The organism is Pseudomonas sp. NPDC077649 (genome assembly GCF_044542855.1).
Classification (GTDB): domain Bacteria; phylum Pseudomonadota; class Gammaproteobacteria; order Pseudomonadales; family Pseudomonadaceae; genus Aquipseudomonas.
Genome location: NZ_JBITVF010000002.1, coordinates 316,865 through 334,513 on the forward strand (window position 1 = coordinate 316,865; position 17,649 = coordinate 334,513).

General features: G+C 67.9%; 21 protein-coding genes. 12 read left to right on the top strand and 9 right to left on the bottom strand.

The annotated features are described in order from the left end of the window. The first annotated feature begins 140 nt into the window (after positions 1-140). From ubiG to ACIGFL_RS08540, 4 genes are all read left to right on the top strand, one after another. On the top strand, positions 141-839 hold the full coding sequence (gene ubiG / locus ACIGFL_RS08525) for a bifunctional 2-polyprenyl-6-hydroxyphenol methylase/3-demethylubiquinol 3-O-methyltransferase UbiG (RefSeq protein ID WP_397496864.1): 699 nt from the start codon (positions 141-143) through the stop codon (positions 837-839). Beyond that, positions 839-1,510 (top strand): N-acetylmuramic acid 6-phosphate phosphatase MupP, encoded by a 672-nt coding sequence (gene mupP / locus ACIGFL_RS08530; RefSeq protein ID WP_397496865.1) that lies wholly within the window; start codon positions 839-841, stop codon positions 1,508-1,510. The genes ubiG and mupP overlap by 1 nt, the downstream gene beginning before the upstream one ends. 54 nt (positions 1,511-1,564) lie before the next feature. After that, a complete protein-coding gene (locus ACIGFL_RS08535; RefSeq protein ID WP_021444340.1) occupies positions 1,565-2,305 on the top strand; it encodes a YciK family oxidoreductase in 741 nt (246 codons plus the stop codon). Positions 2,306-2,547: 242 nt separating this feature from the next. Further along, positions 2,548-3,474, top strand: coding sequence for a GGDEF domain-containing protein (locus ACIGFL_RS08540; protein ID WP_021444341.1), 927 nt, complete (start codon positions 2,548-2,550; stop codon positions 3,472-3,474). Positions 3,475-3,577: 103 nt separating this feature from the next. Here the strand turns inward: ACIGFL_RS08540 and rluB are convergent, their stop codons facing one another. The 5 genes from rluB to ACIGFL_RS08565 form a co-directional block, all read right to left on the bottom strand. Continuing rightward, on the bottom strand, positions 3,578-4,735 hold the full coding sequence (gene rluB, locus ACIGFL_RS08545) for a 23S rRNA pseudouridine(2605) synthase RluB (protein ID WP_397496866.1): 1,158 nt from the start codon (positions 4,733-4,735) through the stop codon (positions 3,578-3,580). Between the two features lie 82 nt (positions 4,736-4,817). Further along, on the bottom strand, positions 4,818-5,000 hold the full coding sequence (locus ACIGFL_RS08550; RefSeq protein WP_021442447.1) for a DUF1289 domain-containing protein: 183 nt from the start codon (positions 4,998-5,000) through the stop codon (positions 4,818-4,820). 97 nt (positions 5,001-5,097) lie between these two features. After that, on the bottom strand, positions 5,098-5,889 hold the full coding sequence (scpB, locus tag ACIGFL_RS08555) for an SMC-Scp complex subunit ScpB (RefSeq protein ID WP_397496867.1): 792 nt from the start codon (positions 5,887-5,889) through the stop codon (positions 5,098-5,100). Then, a complete protein-coding gene (locus ACIGFL_RS08560) occupies positions 5,886-6,584 on the bottom strand; it encodes a ScpA family protein (RefSeq protein ID WP_177342873.1) in 699 nt (232 codons plus the stop codon). The genes scpB and ACIGFL_RS08560 overlap by 4 nt, the downstream gene beginning before the upstream one ends. Before the next feature lie 128 nt (positions 6,585-6,712). Continuing rightward, the gene (locus tag ACIGFL_RS08565) at positions 6,713-7,927 is read right to left on the bottom strand and encodes a tryptophan--tRNA ligase (RefSeq protein WP_397496868.1); all 1,215 of its coding nucleotides are present in this window, start codon (positions 7,925-7,927) and stop codon (positions 6,713-6,715) included. A 163-nt stretch (positions 7,928-8,090) separates the two neighbouring features. Between ACIGFL_RS08565 and ACIGFL_RS08570 the strand changes: the two genes are divergently transcribed. Then, positions 8,091-8,444, top strand: a complete 354-nt coding sequence (locus ACIGFL_RS08570; protein WP_021442451.1) for a PA2779 family protein — start codon at positions 8,091-8,093, stop codon at positions 8,442-8,444. Here the strand turns inward: ACIGFL_RS08570 and ACIGFL_RS08575 are convergent. Together ACIGFL_RS08575 and ACIGFL_RS08580 are read right to left on the bottom strand one after the other, a co-directional pair. After that, positions 8,441-9,067 carry an L-threonylcarbamoyladenylate synthase gene (locus ACIGFL_RS08575; protein ID WP_021442452.1) on the bottom strand — a complete coding sequence of 209 codons (627 nt, stop codon included), beginning with the start codon at positions 9,065-9,067 and terminating at the stop codon, positions 8,441-8,443. The two genes, ACIGFL_RS08570 and ACIGFL_RS08575, sit on opposite strands and share 4 nt — an antisense overlap. A 13-nt stretch (positions 9,068-9,080) precedes the next feature. Beyond that, positions 9,081-9,947, bottom strand: a complete 867-nt coding sequence (locus ACIGFL_RS08580; protein ID WP_397496869.1) for a PHP domain-containing protein — start codon at positions 9,945-9,947, stop codon at positions 9,081-9,083. Positions 9,948-10,065: 118 nt separating this feature from the next. On the opposite strand from ACIGFL_RS08580, the gene ACIGFL_RS08585 reads away from it, so the two are divergent. The 5 genes from ACIGFL_RS08585 to ACIGFL_RS08605 all read left to right on the top strand — a co-directional run bounded on the left by ACIGFL_RS08585 (position 10,066) and on the right by ACIGFL_RS08605 (position 13,502). Beyond that, positions 10,066-10,365 (top strand): YciI family protein, encoded by a 300-nt coding sequence (locus ACIGFL_RS08585; RefSeq protein WP_021442454.1) that lies wholly within the window; start codon positions 10,066-10,068, stop codon positions 10,363-10,365. Positions 10,366-10,401: 36 nt separating this feature from the next. Further along, positions 10,402-10,782, top strand: a complete 381-nt coding sequence (locus tag ACIGFL_RS08590; RefSeq protein ID WP_021442455.1) for a hypothetical protein — start codon at positions 10,402-10,404, stop codon at positions 10,780-10,782. 5 nt (positions 10,783-10,787) lie between these two features. Next, entirely contained in the window at positions 10,788-11,465 is a 678-nt protein-coding gene (locus ACIGFL_RS08595) for a response regulator transcription factor (protein ID WP_021442456.1), read from the top strand. Positions 11,466-11,694: 229 nt separating this feature from the next. Beyond that, complete coding sequence (locus tag ACIGFL_RS08600) at positions 11,695-12,108, top strand: Spy/CpxP family protein refolding chaperone (protein WP_397496870.1); 414 nt, start codon at positions 11,695-11,697, stop codon at positions 12,106-12,108. A gap of 62 nt (positions 12,109-12,170) precedes the next feature. Next, a complete protein-coding gene (locus tag ACIGFL_RS08605; RefSeq protein ID WP_397496871.1) occupies positions 12,171-13,502 on the top strand; it encodes a sensor histidine kinase in 1,332 nt (443 codons plus the stop codon). Positions 13,503-13,549: 47 nt separating this feature from the next. Here the strand turns inward: ACIGFL_RS08605 and ACIGFL_RS08610 are convergent, their stop codons facing one another. Further along, positions 13,550-14,110 carry a nitroreductase family protein gene (locus ACIGFL_RS08610; protein ID WP_397496872.1) on the bottom strand — a complete coding sequence of 187 codons (561 nt, stop codon included), beginning with the start codon at positions 14,108-14,110 and terminating at the stop codon, positions 13,550-13,552. Positions 14,111-14,171: 61 nt separating this feature from the next. After that, entirely contained in the window at positions 14,172-14,543 is a 372-nt protein-coding gene (locus ACIGFL_RS08615; RefSeq protein WP_122108531.1) for a YkgJ family cysteine cluster protein, read from the bottom strand. 148 nt (positions 14,544-14,691) lie between these two features. Between ACIGFL_RS08615 and ACIGFL_RS08620 the strand changes: the two genes are divergently transcribed. Together ACIGFL_RS08620 and ACIGFL_RS08625 are read left to right on the top strand one after the other, a co-directional pair. Then, complete coding sequence (locus ACIGFL_RS08620) at positions 14,692-16,146, top strand: TrkH family potassium uptake protein (protein WP_397496873.1); 1,455 nt, start codon at positions 14,692-14,694, stop codon at positions 16,144-16,146. Between the two features lie 4 nt (positions 16,147-16,150). Then, positions 16,151-17,605 (top strand): TrkH family potassium uptake protein, encoded by a 1,455-nt coding sequence (locus ACIGFL_RS08625; RefSeq protein ID WP_021442691.1) that lies wholly within the window; start codon positions 16,151-16,153, stop codon positions 17,603-17,605. The last annotated feature ends 44 nt before the right edge of the window (positions 17,606-17,649 follow it).

A 17,649-nucleotide genomic window follows, 5' to 3' on the forward strand; every position in this document is an offset into this window, starting at 1 on the left:
ATAGCGGTCCGTCCAGGCCACAACGCCGATACGACTGCGACAAACTGACATACATTGAGAGTCCCCGCGTCGCCCAATGCCGCCGCCGAAACTGGCAACATGGGCGGCACACCGAATTCAAGGCTTTTGCAGAGAACCCTATGAGCAACGTCGACCGCGCCGAAATCGCCAAATTCGAGGCCCTGGCCCATCGCTGGTGGGATCTTCAGAGCGAGTTCAAACCCCTGCACGACATCAACCCGCTGCGGGTCAACTGGATCGACGAGCGCGTCGGCCTGGCCGGCAAGCGCGTGCTGGACGTCGGCTGCGGCGGCGGCATTCTCAGCGAGGCCATGGCCCAGCGCGGCGCCACGGTGATGGGTATCGACATGGGCGAGGCGCCGCTGTCGGTGGCCCAGCTGCACCAGCTGGAGTCCGGCGTCGAGGTGGAGTACCGGCAGAGCACTGCCGAAGCCCTGGCCGAGGAACTGCCCGACCAGTTCGACGTGGTCACCTGCCTGGAGATGCTCGAACACGTGCCCGACCCGTCCTCGGTGATCCGCGCCTGCCACAAGCTGGTCAAGCCCGGCGGCCAGGTGTTCTTCTCCACCATCAACCGCAACCCCAAGGCCTACCTGTTCGCGGTGATCGGTGCCGAGTACCTGCTGCGCCTGCTGCCGCGCGGCACCCACGATTTCAAGAAATTCATCCGCCCCTCCGAGCTGGGCGCCTGGAGCCGCGCCGCCGGCCTGGAGGTCAAGGATATCGTCGGCCTGACCTACAACCCGCTGACCAAGCACTACAAGCTGGAAGCCGACGTCGACGTCAACTACATGATCCAGACCCTGAAGGAGGCCTGATGCGCCTGCGCGCGGTTCTCTTCGACATGGACGGCACCCTGCTCGACTCGGCGCCGGACTTCATCGCCATCACCCAGGCCATGCGCGCCGCCCGCGGCCTGCCGCCGCTGGCGGACAAGGCGATTCGCGACCAGGTCTCCGGCGGCGCCCGCGCCATGGTCGCCTGCGCCTTCGCCGACGACCCGGACTCGGCCGCCTTCGAGGCCCTGCGCCAGGAATTCCTCGAACGCTACCAGGAGCACTGCGCGGTGCTGACCCGCCCCTTCGACGGCATCGACGCCCTGCTCGGCGACATCGAGCAGGCGCGCCTGCTGTGGGGCGTGGCCACCAACAAGCCGCTGCGCTACGCCGAGCCGATCATGCAGCGCCTAGGCCTGGCCGAGCGCTCGGCCGTGCTGGTCTGCCCGGATCACGTCGAACAGAGCAAGCCGGCGCCGGACATGCTGCTGCTGGCCTGCGAGCAGCTCGGCGTGCAGCCCGGCGAAGTGCTGTTCATCGGCGACGATGCGCGCGACATCGAGTCTGGCCGCGCCGCCGGCTGCAAGACCGCGGCGGTCACCTACGGCTATATCCACCCCGACGACAACCCACGCCATTGGGGCGCCGACGTGGTGGTCGACCACCCGCTGGAACTGCGCGCCGTGCTCGACCACGCGCTCTGCAGCTGCTGACTCGTTGGGCTTCGCTGCGCTCAACCCAACCTACGCCATCACGAGATACGATCCATGTTCGACTATCAAGCCCGCCCCAACCTGCTCAAGGATCGGGTGATCCTGATCACCGGCGCCGGTCGCGGCATCGGCGCGGCGGCGGCCAAGAGCTTCGCCGCCCATGGCGCCACCGTGCTGCTGCTGGGCAAGACCGAAGCCAACCTCAGCCAGGTCTACGACGAGATCGAGGCCGCCGGCCATCCGCAGCCGGTGGTGATTCCCTTCAACCTGGAAACCGCCCTGCCGCACCAGTACGACGAACTGGCGGTGATGATCGAGAACGAATTCGGCCGCCTCGACGGCCTGCTGCACAATGCCTCGATCCTCGGCCCGCGCACGCCGCTGGAGCAGCTCTCCGGCGACAACTTCATGCGCGTGATGCACGTCAACGTCAACGCCATGTTCATGCTCAGCAGCACCCTGCTGCCGCTGCTCAAGCTGTCGGACGACGCCTCGGTGCTGTTCACCTCCAGCAGCGTCGGGCGCAAGGGCCGCGCCTACTGGGGCGCCTACGCGGTATCCAAGTTCGCCACCGAGGGCCTGATGCAGGTGATGGCCGACGAACTGGACGGCATCGGCAACGTGCGCGCCAACAGCGTCAACCCCGGCGCCACCCGCACCGCCATGCGCGCCCAGGCCTATCCGGGCGAGAACCCGGCCAGCCGTCCGCTGCCGGAGGAGATCATGCCGGTCTACCTCTACCTGATGGGCCCGGACAGCAGCGGCGTCAACGGCCAGGCCTTCGACGCCCAGTAAAGCCAAGGCAGACCCGGCGCCCGCCGCCGGGTTACGCCGCGACAGAAATCCGCCGCCCGCCGGCGCAAGCGGCATCAGATTGCCACCTCCCCGCCGGACAACCGGCAAAAGCCGGCCATTGGCCACCTTTCACGACACATAAGTGACTGACTTCACAGGGCTTTCACCGCATTTGAACCAGCTGGCATGAAATTCGCTCTAACCCTCTCGTCGTCGCTACATCGCGCCAGAGGATCAGCTCCATGGTTCCCCCCAACCAGACCAACACCATCGATTTCGACGCGGCCAAGCTGCAGCGTCTGGGCTTCACCGGCAACCGCAACCTGCCACTCAAGCCCGCCAGCCTGGTCGAGCTGCGCCAGCAGCTGGGCCTGCAGCTGCAGACCAGCCTGGACGCCGAGCGCATCGTCAGCCTGTTCTTCCGCGAAGTGCAGCGCCTGGTGCCGCTCGATGCCCTGGCCTTCGCCCATCCGACCCACGACCTGCGCCTGGAGCTGGGCGAACGGGCGCCGCACTCGGCCGGCTACCGCCTGAGCCACGAGGGCGAGTACCTGGGCGAACTGATCTTCCGCCGCAAGCTGCGCTTTGCCGACGACGAACTGGCGCAACTGGAATCGCTGCTGGCCTGCCTGCTGTTTCCGCTGCGCAACGCCCTGCTCTACCGCACCGCGCTGCAGAACGCGCTGCGCGACCCGCTGACCGACACCGGCAACCGCATCGCCATGGACCAGGTACTGCAGCGCGAGGTGGACCTGGCCCGGCGCAACCTGCAGCCGCTGTCGCTGCTGATGCTGGATATCGATCACTTCAAGCAGATCAACGACAGCCACGGCCACGCCCTCGGCGACGAGGTACTCAAGGCCGTGGCGCAGACCCTGAAGAACCAGCTGCGCAATATCGACATGGTGTTCCGCTACGGCGGCGAGGAGTTTCTCGTGGTGCTCTCCAACACCTGCCGCGAGGCCGCGGCGCTGGTCGGCGAGCGCTTGCGCTACGCCGTGCTGGAACTGCAGTGCCTGGACGGCGGCCGGCCGATCGAGGTGTCCATCAGCCTCGGTTGCGCCAGCCTGCTGCCGGGCGAGTCCAGCGAAAGCCTGCTGCGCCGCGCCGACGGCGCCCTGTATATCGCCAAACGCGAGGGACGCAATCGCCTGACCATGGCGGGATAGAGGCCGCGGCAAGCTGCAGGTTCGTAGCCCCAAGGGTGACCAACACGAATGGCAGGACAAAAAAAGGGGCCCCATACGGAGGCCCCTTTTTTCTGGCTGACACTTAGCGCTTGCGGCCGAAGCCCGGACGCTGGCCGTCGCCGGCCGGCGGACGCTTGCTCGGCGCAGCCGGGCGCGGTTTGCGCGCGGGACGCTCGGCCAGCTCCACCGCCGGGCGCGGCTGGCGTTTCTTCACGTCGCTCGGTCGCTCGGCCACCGGCGTGCCGCGACCACCCTCGCGACGCTCGCCGCTGTCCTTGCGTGGTGCGCGCTGCGGACGTTGTTCACCGCCCTGCGAACGCGGCGCACGGGCCGGACGGACACCTTCGCCGGCCGCCTCGTCCGCGGCCGGGCGCAGCACGCGCTTGGCCCGCGGGTCCACCGGCTTGGCCGACTTGCGCTGCAGACGATCGAGCTTCTCGCGCACCTTCTCCTTCATCGCCGGCAGCGCCTGCGGGGTCAGGCCGACCTCGGCGCTGAGGATGTCCACCTCGCGCTGGTCCATCTCGCGCCAGCGGCCCATGGTCAGCTCGGAGGTGAGGAATACCGGACCGAAGCGCACCCGCTTCAGGCGACTGACCACCAGCCCCTGGGACTCCCACAGACGACGCACCTCGCGGTTGCGGCCTTCCATTACCACGCAGTGGTACCAGTGGTTGAAGCCCTCGCCGCCGGGCGCTTCCTTGATGTCGGTGAACTTGGCCGGGCCATCCTCGAGCATGACGCCGCGCTTGAGGTTCTCCAGCATCTCCTCGGTGACTTCGCCGCGTACGCGCACGGCGTACTCGCGGTCCATCTGATAGGAGGGGTGCATCAGGCGGTTGGCCAGTTCGCCGTCGGTGGTGAACAGCAGCAGGCCGGTGGTGTTGATGTCGAGGCGACCGATATTGATCCAGCGCCCCTCTTTCGGCCGCGGCAGGCGGTCGAACACGGTGGGCCGGCCTTCCGGATCGTCGCGGGTGCAGATTTCGCCGTCCGGCTTGTTGTAGATCAGCACGCGGCGCACCGAGCCGGCGATCTCTTCGCGCTTGAGCAGGCGGCCGTCGAGGGCGATGGCGTCATGGCTGTCGACGCGCTGGCCGAGGCTGGCGGTGGCGCCATTGACCTTGACCCGACCTTCGCCGATCCAGGTCTCGATCTCGCGACGCGAGGCCAGGCCCAGACGAGCCAGGACTTTCTGCAGTTTCTCGCCTGCAGGACGCGGTTGTTCGTGCTCTGTCATCTTGGGCACCTCCCGGTGTAGTAACGGATGATCGAAGGGGCGCGAATCATACGCGCGGCAGGACTCTTAGGGTAGCCGAGAGTTACAACTTGCGCCGGCCGGTCGCCTGCAGCGCCAGCAGGCGCATGTCGGCCTCGGCCAGCAGCGCCCGCCGCCCGGCCTTGTCCAGACGCTTCCAGCCCTTGATTTCCTGGCGGCTGCGACCGCAGCCCAGGCAGATATCCTGCTCGAATTCGCAGACCTTGATGCAGGGACTCTTGCTCATGACGGCCACCTTGCGGGCATTGATCGAATGCGGGCAAGGATAAAGACAGCAGGCGCCTAGGCGGGATTGAAGAATTGCATGCCGCGCTTAAACAGACTCAATGCAACGACTCGTCGGCATCCAGGTCGGCCATACGCTCGTCGCCCTGCTCCTCGTCTTCGACCAGGCGCAGGTCGTCGAAATCGGTCTTCAACCCCTGCTCCATGGTGTCCAGTTCGGCCAGCAGGCTACGGAAACTGGTTTCCTCGCGCGGTTCGGCGACTTCGCCGCCTTCCTGCAGCGCCAGGTCGGCACGCGCCTGCAGCCCTGCCGGCACCTCGGCGTCGTCGTCCAGGGCCAGCTCGGGCTCCGGCTCCAGCTCGCGCAGGGCGGCCAGCGGCGGCAGCTCGTCGAGGCTCTTCAGGTTGAAGTGGTCGAGAAAGCCCTTGGTGGTGGCGAACATGGCCGGGCGCCCGGGCACGTCGCGGTAGCCGACCACGCGAATCCACTCGCGTTCGAGCAGGGTCTTGGTGATGTTGCTGTTGACCGCCACGCCGCGCACGTCCTCGATCTCGCCGCGGGTGATGGGCTGGCGGTAGGCGATCAGCGCCAGGGTTTCCAGCAGCGCGCGCGAGTAGCGCTGCGGACGTTCCTCCCACAGCCGGCCGACCCAGGGGGCGAAACGCTCGCGCACCTGCAGGCGGTAACCCGAGGCGACCTCCTTGAGCTCGAAGGCGCGCCCCTCGCAGGAATCGCGCAACACCTCCAGCGCCGCCTTGAACTGCGCCGGCTCCGGTCGCTCGCCCTCCTCGAACAGCTCGTACAGGCGCTCCAGGGACTGCGGCTTGCCGGAAGCCAGCAGAAAGGCTTCGAGCAACTGGGCCAGTTCGCGGGGGTCGGTCAGGTTCATTCGGCTCGGGCTCGGACGTGGATGGCGGCGAAGGGCTCATTCTGCACCAGCTCGACCAGGGATTCCTTGATCAATTCGAGCACCGCCATAAAGGTCACCACCACCCCCAGGCGCCCCTCCTCGGCGGCGAACAACTCGACGAAGGGCACGAAAGCGCCGCCCTTGAGGCGTTCGAGCACCTCGCTCATGCGCTCGCGGGTGGACAGCGCCTCGCGAGTGATCTGGTGACTCTCGAACATGTCGGCGCGGTGCAGCACCTCGGCCATCGACAGCAGCAGCTCTTCCAGGCTGACCTCTGGCAGCAGCTTGCGCGCACGCGCCTCGGGGGCGTCCAGGCGCGGCACGACGACGTCGCGGCCGACCCGCGGCAGCTCGTCGAGGCCCTCGGCGGCGGCCTTGAAGCGCTCGTACTCCTGCAGTCGGCGGATCAGCTCGGCACGTGGATCGTCCTCTTCCTCCTCGGCCTCGGCCGAGCGCGGCAGCAGCATGCGCGACTTGATCTCGGCGAGCATGGCGGCCATCACCAGGTATTCGGCGGCCAGCTCCAGGCGCACCGTGTGCATCAGCTCGACGTAGCCCATGTACTGGCGGGTGATTTCCGCCACCGGGATGTCGAGGATGTCGATGTTCTGCTTGCGGATCAGGTACAGCAGCAGGTCCAGCGGCCCCTCGAAAGCTTCGAGAAACACCTCCAGGGCGTCCGGCGGGATATACAGGTCCAGCGGCAGCTCGGTGACCGCCTCGCCGTAGACCAGGGCGAAGGGCAGTTCCTGCTGCGCGCCGGCCTGGCTGTCGACGGATTCGCTCATCGGCTGCGGCTCCTTCATCGGTACTTCAGGCCCATGGCCAGGCGCACCTCGGCCAGGGTGTCGCGGGCCTCGTCGCGGGCGCGCTCGGCACCCTCGGCGAGAATGCTGCGCACCAGGTCGGGGCTGTCCTCGTAATCGATGGCGCGCTGCTGCAGCGGCGCCAGTTCGCTCTGCAGCGCCGTGCACAGCGCGCCCTTGCAGTCCAGGCAGCCGATGGCGGCGCTGCGGCAGCCATTGACCACCCAATGCAGCTGCTCGTCGCTGGAATACAGCTGGTGCAGCGGCCACACCGGGCAGCGCTGCGGCTCGCCCGGATCATCGCGGTGCACCCGTGCCGGGTCGGTGGGCATGCGCCGCAGTTTTTCCTCGATCTCGGCGTCGCCGTCGCGCAGGAAGATCGCGTTGCCGCTGGACTTGGCCATCTTCTGCCCGTCCAGCCCGGGGATGCGCGCGAGCTCGGCGAGCAGCGGCTGGGGTTCGGCGAGGATCACCTTGGCGCTGCCCTCCAGATAGCCGAACAGACGTTCCTGATCGCCCAGGGTGATGTTGCTCTGCTCCTTGAGCAGCGCCCGCGCGGTCTCCAGCGCCTCGCCGTCACCCTGCTCCTGGTAGGCCTTGCGCAGGCTGCTGTAGAGCTTGCCGGCTTTCTTGCCGAGCTTGCCGATGGCGGCCTCGGCCTTGAGTTCGAAATCCGGCTCGCTGCCGTACAGGTGGTTGAAACGCCGCGCCACTTCGCGGGCGAACTCGATATGCGGCAGTTGGTCCGCTCCCACCGGCACCACGCCGGCGCGGTACAGCAGGATGTCCGCCGCCTGCAGCAGCGGGTAGCCGAGAAAGCCGTAGGTGGACAGGTCCTTGCCGGCCTGGCGCTCCTGCTGCTCCTTGTAGGACGGCACCCGTTCCAGCCAGCTCAGCGGGCAGATCATCGACAGCAGCAGGTGCAGCTCGGCGTGCTCGGGCACCTGCGACTGGATGAACAGGGTCGCCGAGCTGGGGCTGACGCCCGCCGCCAGCCAGTCCACCGCCATGTCCATGACGTGCTGCGACAGCTGGCCGACCTCGGCATAGTCGGTGGTCAGCGCATGCCAGTCGACGATGCAGAAGAAGCAGTCGTACTCGTGCTGCAGCTTGACCCAGTTTTTCAGCACGCCATGGTAGTGCCCGAGGTGTAGACGGCCGCTGGGGCGCATGCCCGACAGCACGCGCCGCTCGGAGTCGATAAGGCTCAAACCGGTTTACCTAAACGAACAGACAAGGCGGCGAAGTATAGGGCAGCCAGGCGCCGAACGGAAAAACCCCGACGGGAACGCCGTCCGCCACGCCCAGTCCAAACATTGATGCCGGCGCCGGCTCGCCGCGCCGGGGCCCACGACAACCCACCGGGAGCACACCATGAACAACAATGCCCTCTCCCTCTGCGCCAGCCTGCTGTTCGCCTGCCTGTTCGCCTTGGCCCTGCCGGCCCAGGCGCAGATGATCGGTACCGAGGAAATCCTCAGCGAACAGAACCTCGCCGCCGAACGCGCCAAGCTCGACGCCCTGCTCGCCCGCAGCGACGTGCAGCAAGCCCTGCAGGCCATGGACGTACCGCCGCAACTGGCCCGCGAACGGGTCGACGCCATGACCCCGGCGGAAATCGCCAGCCTGTCGCAACGCCTCGACAGCCTGCCGGTGGCCGGCGCGCTGAGCGGCACCGACTTCATCATCATCTTGCTGGTGGCGATACTGGTGGCGCTGATTCTCTAGGGCTTGAGAAAAGGCGAGGGATCGCCACAGCCGACGCGGACGATTTCCGGCTCGTCGTCGGCCAGGTTGACCACGGTGGAGGCCTCCAGGCCACCGAAGCCGCCGTCGATGATCAGCTCGACCTGGTGTTCGAGGATCTGGCGCATCTCGTAGGGATCGGACAGCGGCAGGTCGTCACCCGGCAGGATCAGGCTGACGCTCATCAGCGGTTCGCCGAGCTGCTCCAGCAGCGCCAGGGCGATGGGGTGGCCGGGCACGCGCAGACCGATGGTGCGCCGCTTGGGGTGCAGCAGCATGCGCGGCACTTCGCGGGTGGCATTGAGGATGAAGGTGTAGGGCCCCGGGGTGTGGTTCTTCAGCAGGCGGAAGGCGGCGGTATCGACCTTGGCGAACAGGCCGATCTGCGACAGGTCGCGGCACACCAGGGTGAAGTTGTGCTTGTCGTCGAGCTGGCGCAGACGGCGGATGCGCTCCACCGCGTTCTTGTCGCCGATGGCGCAACCCAGCGCATAGGACGAATCGGTCGGGTAGACCACCACGCCGCCGCCGCGGATGATCTCCACCGCCTGTTTGATCAGGCGCGCCTGGGGATTCTCCGGGTGAACCTGGAAAAACTGACTCACGTTTGCTCCCTGCTCATGAAGTGACAGCGGGTGGCTGTGCATGTTCGAAGCGCTTCCAGAGCGCCGTCAGGTCGTCGGGCAACGGGCGGTACATGCCCAGTTCGGACCAGTCGCCCGGCGCATGGAAGTCGCTGCCGACGCTGGCCATCAAGCCGAATTCGCGCGCCAGAATCGCCAAGCCGCCGACCTGCTCGGCCGGCTGCATGCCATTGACCACTTCCAGGGCATGCCCGCCCGCCGCAACGAAGTCGGCGACCAAACGCCGACGCTTACTGCGAGTAAAGTCGTATTGCCACGGATGCGCCAGGCTGATCCAGGCTTTGGCCGCGCGCAGCGTGCCGACCGCGTCCTCCAGCGCCGGCCAGTGCTGCTTGACGTCGCCCAACTTGCCCGAACCGAGCCACTTGCGAAAGGCCTCGGCGCGGTCGCGCACATGCCCGGCGCGCACCAGGAACTCGGCGAAGTGCGGCCGCGCCGGCGCATTGCCGCTGTCGCCCAACTCCTGCTGCACCGCGCGCGCACCCTGCAACGCCCCGGGCATGCCCTTGGCCGCCAGGCGCCGGTCGATTTCCTCGGCGCGCTGCCAGCGCCCGTGGTGCAGCGCCTCGATGGCCGCACGCAAAGCCGGGGCGTCGCTGGCGAAGGCGTAGCCCAGCACGTGGATGGTGGCGCCGCCCCAGGTGCAGGACAGCTCGATGCCGTTGACCAGCTGCATGTCCAGGGCCTCGGCGGCGCGGCGCGCCTCGTCCAGCCCCTCCAGGGTGTCGTGATCGGTCAGCGCCAGCAGCCGCACGCCACGCTCGAAGGCCCGGCTCACCAGCATGGCGGGGGCCAGGACGCCGTCGGAGGCGGTGCTGTGGCAGTGCAGATCGACAGTCATGGCGGCGCTTTCGTTGAGATTGATGTTTGTTATTATGCCGGCACATGCGACTTCTGGCTGCCGCCGCGCAGTAAAAAGCCTGCCCCCGCTCCATGATCGACCCCATCTAAGGACTGAGATGCTCTACGCCATCATCGCCACCGACGTCGAAAACTCCCTGGACAACCGTCTGGCCGCTCGCCCCGCCCACCTCGCCCGCCTCGAGGCGCTCAAGCAGGAAGGCCGCCTGCTGCTGGCCGGCCCGCACCCGGCGATCGACAGCAACGACCCGGGCCCGGCCGGTTTCAGCGGCAGCCTGATCGTCGCCGAGTTCGACTCCCTCGCCGCCGCGCAGAGCTGGGCCGACGCCGACCCCTACCGCGCCGCCGGCGTGTACGCCAGCGTGGTGGTCAAGCCGTTCAAGAAAGTGCTGCCCTGATCCCTCCCACGCTGCTTTCGCTTACAAGGAATCGCGATGCGCCCGATCCCGCTGTCCGTGCTGGCTACCCTGCTGCTGACCTGCGCCCTGGCGCAAGCCGAGGAAACACCTCCCCAGCCGCTCGCCGCGGCCACCTCGGCCGAGGCGCAGGCCGATACCCTGGAACAGCGCCTGGCGCAGAGCGAACAGCTGCGTAGCGAACAGCAGGCCAACAGCGCCGCGCAGTTGCAACGCCTGCGCCAGGAAAACCAGCGCCTGCGCCTGCAGCTCAAGGAGAGCCAGGCCCGGCAGCAGCCCGGCCTGCTCAGCGAGGAGCAGACCTGGTTCGCCCTCGGCGCCGGGCTCAGCCTGCTTTCCGTGCTGGTCGGCGCCCTGCTGCGCGGCCGCCGCAAGACCCGCCGCGAGTGGATCAACTGAGCGCCATGAGCCGCTTACTGCTGATCGACGACGACCAGGAGCTGTGCGAGCTGCTGGCCAGCTGGCTGACCCAGGAAGGCTTCCAGGTCACCGCCTGCCATGAGGCCGGCAGCGCGCGCCAGGCCCTCGTCGAGCAGGCGCCGGACGCCGTGGTGCTGGATGTGATGCTGCCCGACGGCAGCGGCCTGGAGCTGCTCAAGCAGCTGCGCGGCGAACATCCGGAACTGCCGGTGCTGATGCTCTCGGCCCGCGGCGAGCCGCTCGATCGCATCCTCGGCCTGGAGCTGGGCGCCGACGACTACCTGGCCAAGCCCTGCGACCCGCGCGAGCTGACCGCCCGCCTGCGCGCGGTGCTGCGGCGTAGCGCACCGGCGCCGACCAGCAGCCAGCTGGAGCTGGGCGACCTGAGCTTCAGCCCCAACCGCGGCGTGGTCAGCATCGGCGCGCACGACGTGCCGCTGACCGTCTCCGAGAGCCGCCTGCTCGAAGCCCTGCTGCGCCAACCCGGCGAGCCGCTGGACAAGCAGGCACTGGCGCAACTGGCCCTGGGCCGCAAGCTGACCCTCTACGACCGCAGCCTGGACATGCACGTCAGCAACCTGCGCAAGAAGCTCGGCCCGCACCCGGACGGCCGCCCGCGTATCCTCGCCCTGCGCAGCCGTGGCTACTACTACGCGCCGTAGGTTGGCGCTGAGCGCAGCGAAGCCCAACAGGGAGCCGCCCGCGGCTCCGCCCGGCGTACCCGAGGCTCCACCCGGCACCTGCAGCGCCACTCGATACCACCACGCCCCGGTAAAGCCCACGCAACAATGCCTTTACCCAAGCTTTACCCAGGCCTGACCGCCCTTGACCTTGACCGCCGCATACTGAGCCCATCCGGTAACGACCGGTTTCGAGACAAGGAGAACCACCATGCGCAAGACCCTCACCGCCCTGCTGCTCGCCGCCACCCTGCCGACCCTGGCGATGGCCATGCCCATGCACGAAGGCGGCCCGCGCCATCACGACCGCGGCCACGGCATGTTCAAGGAGCTCAACCTGAGCCAAGAGCAACGCCAGGAATTTCGCAAGCTGATGGGCGAACAGATGAAGAGCAAGCGCGAGATCACTCAGCGCTACCTGGACAAGTTGCCGGAGGCCGACAAGCAGGCCATGCACAAGGAGCTGGAGAAGGCTCGCGCCGACCAGCACAAGGCCCTGCGCGAGCTGCTCAATCCCGAGCAGCAGAAGGCCTTCGACGAACACCAGAAGAAGATGGAGGCGCGCCGCGCCGAAATGGCCGAGTTCAAGGCCTGGAAGGCCGAGAAGGAAGGCCAGGGCAACTGAGCCGACTCAACCCACGGCCCGCCGCTTCCCCGAAGCGGCGGGCTTTCGCATGAGGAATCACCGTGCGTTCACTGTTCTGGCGCATCTTCGCCAGTTTCTGGCTGGCCATCGCCCTGGTCGCCGGGTTGTCCATGCTGCTCGGCCGCGCGCTGAACCAGGACGCCTGGGTTCTCAGCCTGCACCCGGGCCTCGACGACCTCGACCGCAAGTGGGTGAAGCGCTATGAGCAGCAAGGCCCGCACGCCGCCCAGCAGTTCCTCGAACAGCGCAAGCAAAAATATCGCATCAACACCCAGGTAATCGGCGAGAGCGGCCAGCCGCTGGTCAAGGGCACCTTCCCGCCTCGCGCCGCCGCCTTCGAAGCCCGCCACGGCGAGGCCCGCCGCTTGCCCTGGCGTCGCCTGACCGCCGAGTACACCAGCCCGGAGAGCGGCGACAGCTACCTGTTCATCTACCGCATCCCCCACCCGGAACTGGCCGCCTGGCACCGCGGCAGCCTGTTCTGGCCGCTCAGCGCGCTGGGCATCGCCCTGGTGGTGCTGACCCTGTTCAGCCTGCTGCTGACGCTGTCGATCACCCGCCCGCTGGATCGTTTGCGCGGCGCCGTGCACGACCTCGGGCAGACCGCCTACCAGCAGAACAGCCTGGCGCGCCTGGCCACCCGTCGCGACGAACTGGGCCTGCTGGCCAAGGACTTCAACCGCATGGGCGAGCGCCTGCAGGGGCTGATCGGCAGCCAGCGCCAGCTGCTGCGCGACGTCTCCCACGAATTGCGTTCGCCGCTGGCGCGCCTGCGCATCGCCCTGGCCCTGGCCGAACGCGCCGAGGCGGCCGAGCGCGATAAGCTGTGGCCGCGCCTGAACCAGGAGTGCGACCGCCTGGAGGCGCTGATCAGCGAGATTCTCGCCCTCGCCCGCCTGGATGCCGACCTCGGCGCCGCACAGCCCGTCGACCTCGCCGCAATGCTCGGCAAGCTGCAAGAGGACGCGAGCCTGATCGCACCCGAGCAGCGCCTGCAGATCCGCCTCGAGCACGGCGCTGCGCTGCACGGCTGGCCGGATCTGCTGGAACGGGCGCTGGACAACCTGCTACGCAATGCCCTGCGCTTCAACCCGAGCGGGCAACCCATCGAGATCGAGGTCCGGCGCCAGGGCGAGCGCCTGCTGCTCAACGTGCGCGACCACGGCCCCGGGGTGGCGACCGATCATCTGCAGCGCCTGGGCGAGCCGTTCTTTCGCGCGCCGGGGCAGAACGGCGCCGGCCATGGCCTGGGCCTGGCCATCGCCCGCCGCGCCGCGCAGCGCCATGGCGGCGAACTGCTGCTGGCCAACCACCCGGAGGGCGGTTTCGTCGCCACGCTCAGCCTGCCGCTGCAACCTCAGAATCGCCCGTAGTCCGGATGCGATCGGGCTGGTGCCAGGCTCGCCGGACGGGGACGCTCTCAGCCGTTCCAGGCGCTGACGAAATCCTCGACCGCCAGTTCCGGCGGCCGGCGCAGCTCGCGTTCCGGGGTGCCGAGATAGAGGTAGGCGACGATCCGCTCGTCCGCACCCAGCCCCAGGCCCTTGGCCACCTGGGCGTTGTAGGCCAGGTCGCCGGTGCGCCAGACCGCGCCGATGCCCTGGGCATGGGCGGCGAGCAATATGCCGTGGGCGGCGCAACCGGCGGCGATCAGCTGCTCCTGCGCCGGCACCTTGGCATGCGCCTGCAACCGGGCGATCACCACCACCAGCAGCGGCGCCCGCAACGGCATGCCGCGTGCCTTGCTCAGCGCCTCGGCGGGCGCCTGCGCGTCGCCGGCCAGCAGCGCCTCGGCGAACAGCTCACCCATGCGCCCGCGGGCCTCGCCTTCGACGGTGAGAAAGCGCCAGGGCCGCAGCTGGCCATGATCCGGCGCGCGCAGGGCCGCGCGAAACAACAGCTCGCGCTGCACCGCGCTCGGCGCCGGGTCGACCAGACGGGGAACGGAAACACGGTTGAGCAGAGCGTCGAGAGCCTCCATCGGCCACCTCCGAGAATCAAAGAGGCGGCATTCTAGCAGGCCCGCGCCGCGCGACGCCGGCTCAGGCCACGCGATCGGGCGACACCACCGGCTGGATCGGCGGCGTCAGCGGCGGCAGGCCGTGGGCCTGGCGCGCCTCGTCGCAGCGCGGGTTGTGCACGCCGTTCTCCCAGGACGCGTCAAACTCGCGGCAACTGCTCGAGCGCTGTTCGTACAGGGTGCAGCGCACGCCGCAGCCGACCTCGCCGAGTAGCTGGGTGCAGCGCGCCGGTTTGCTTTCGGTGCCGCGCATGGCGACGTAGTGCGGGCTGATCTGGATGACCTGCTCGTCCGGCACGCTACCGCCGGCCGATTGGCACTCGCCCCAGAAGAAGGACACACGAAAAAACGCGCAGCAGGCACCGCACGTGAGGCAGGGATTAGCGTCGGACATTTGAGGAGGACTCGGAAACCGGCGGACGCCGGCAACTGGCAGCTATTCTATTCTCCGCCATGCGCTTGTAAAGCCCCGTCCGCGGCGGTTTACAGCCGCCCGTCCGCGGGTAGAATGGCGCCTTTTGCAACCTCCCAGAGCCCACTCCATGGCCTTGCCGACGCTGCGCATCATCGGTTTCATCATCGGCATCTTTCTCATTACTCTGGCGGTGAGCATGGTCATTCCCATGCTCACCCTGCTGATCTTCGAACACCCCGAAGACCTCGACGCCTTTCTCTGGTCGAGCCTGATCACCCTGGTCGCCGGCCTGGCCCTGGTGATTCCCGGGCGCCCGCAGAACGCCCAGCTGCGCCCGCGCGACATGTACCTGCTGACCACCGGCAGCTGGAGCGTGGTGTGCTGCTTCGCCGCCCTGCCGATGATGCTCATTGCCCATATCAGCTACACCGACGCCTTTTTCGAGACCATGAGCGGCGTCACCACCACCGGTTCCACCGTGCTGGTCGGCCTGGACGACATGTCGCCGGGCATCCTGATCTGGCGTTCGATGCTGCAATGGCTGGGCGGCATCGGCTTCATCGGCATGGCCGTGGCCATCCTGCCGCTGCTGCGGGTCGGCGGCATGCGCCTGTTCCAGACCGAGTCCTCGGACTGGGGCGAGAAGGTGATGCCGCGCTCGCACATGGCCGCCAAGTACCTGCTGCTGGTCTACCTGGCCCTCACCGGGCTCGGCTTCCTGGCCTACTGGGCCGCCGGCATGAACCCCTTCGAGGCGATCAACCACGCGATGACCTCGATCTCCACCGGCGGCTATTCCACCTCCGACTCGTCCCTGGCCAACTGGCCCCAACCGGCGGTGCACTGGACCTCCGTGCTGCTGATGATCCTCGGCGGCCTGCCCTTCATGCTCTACGTCGCCTTCGTGCGCGGCAACCGCCAGGCGCTGCTGCGCGACCACCAGGTACGCGGCTTCCTCGGCTTCCTGCTGCTGACCTGGCTGGTGTTCGGCACCTGGCTGTGGCTGCACTCCGAGCACAGCTGGCTGGACGCCGTGCGCATCGTCGCGGTCAACGTCACCTCGGTGGTCACCACCACCGGCTACGCCTTGGGCGACTACACCACCTGGGGCGGCTTCGCCGTGCTGCTGTTCTTCTACCTGACCTTCGTCGGCGGCTGCTCGGGCTCCACCTCCGGCGGCCTGAAGGTCTTCCGCTTCCAGGTCGCCTACGTGCTGCTCAAGGCCAACCTGATGCAGCTGGTGCACCCGCGCGCGGTGATCAAGCAGCAGTACAACAACCACAACCTGGACGAGGAGATCGTCCGCTCGCTGATCACCTTCTCCTTCTTCTTCACCATCACCATCGGCGTGCTGGCCCTGGCCCTGACCCTGGTCGGCCTGGACTGGGTCACCGCGCTGACCGGCGCCGCCACCGCAGTGTGCAACGTCGGCCCGGGCCTCGGTCCGACCATCGGCCCGGCCGGCAACTTCGCCAGCCTGCCAGACTCGGCCAAGTGGCTGCTGACCCTGGGCATGCTGCTGGGCCGCCTGGAAATCCTCACCGTGCTGGTGCTGGTCACCCGCAGTTTCTGGAAGCACTGAGCCGATGTCCCTGTCCAGCCTGCGTATCCTCGCCTTCATCAACGGCATCTTCCTGATCACCCTGGCGGTCAGCATGCTGGTGCCGATCGGCACCCTGCTGGCGTTCGAGCAGCCGCAGGGCATCAATGCCTTCCTCTGGTCCAGCCTGATCACCGCGCTGGTCGGCGTGGCCATGGTCGCCCAGGGGCGCCCGCAGCAGACCCAGCTGCGCCCGCGTGACATGTACATGCTGACGGTGTCGAGCTGGGTGATGGTGTCGATCTTCGCCGCCCTGCCGTTCCTCTTCGCCGAACGCGCCAGCATCACCGACGCCTACTTCGAGAGCATGTCCGGCATCACCGCCACCGGCGCCACGGTGTTCAGCGGCCTGGACGACATGTCGCCGGGCACCCTGATCTGGCGTTCGCTGCTGCACTGGCTCGGCGGCATCGGCTTCATCGCCATGGCCGTGGCGATCCTGCCGATGCTGCGCATCGGTGGCATGCGCCTGTTCCAGACCGAGTCCTCGGACCGTTCGGACAAGGTCATGCCGCGCTCGCACATGGTCGCCAAGTACATGGTGCTGGCCTATGTCGGCCTCAGCAGCTTCGCCGTGCTGGCCTTCTGGCTGGCCGGCATGAACCTGTTCGACGCCATCAACCATGCCATGTCGGCCATCGCCACCGGCGGTTTCTCCACCTCCGACGCCTCGCTGGGCAAATGGCAGCAGCCTGCGGTGCACTGGGTCGCGGTGCTGGTGATGGTGCTCGGCAGCCTGCCCTTCGTGCTCTATGTCGCCACCCTGCGCGGCAACTACCGGGCCCTGACGCGCGACGCGCAGGTGCGCGGCTTTCTCGTGCTGCTGCTGGGCAGCTGGCTGGTGCTGACCGGCTGGAAATGGCTCTCCACCGACCTGCACTGGCTCGACGCGCTGCGCCATGTGGCGGTGAACATCACCTCGATCATGACCACCACCGGCTTCGCCGTCGGCGACTATCACCTGTGGGGCCCCTTCGCCAGCATGATGTTCTTCTACCTGGGCTTCGTCGGCGGCTGCTCCGGTTCCACCGCCGGCGGCCTGAAGATCTTCCGCTTCCAGGTCGCCTACATTCTGCTCAAGGCCAACCTCAAGCAGCTGATCCACCCGCGCGCGGTGATCAAGCAGCAATACAACCGCCACCGCCTGGACGAGGACATCGTCCGCTCGATCCTCGCCTTCGCCTTCTTCTACACCATCACCATCGCCGGCCTGGCCCTGGCGGTGGCCATGTGCGGGGTGGACTGGATCACCGCCCTGACCGGCGCCGCGGCCATGGTCTCCGGGGTCGGCCCGGGGATGGGCGAAGTGGTCGGCCCGGCCGGCAACTACGCCAGCCTGCCGGATCTGGCCAAGTGGCTGCTGACCCTGGGCATGCTGCTGGGCCGCCTGGAAATCCTCACCGTGCTGGTGCTGCTGCTGCCCGCCTTCTGGCGCCACTGAGAACAAGCCGTTCGGATCCGCGGCTCCCGCCCAGGGCCGAGGCG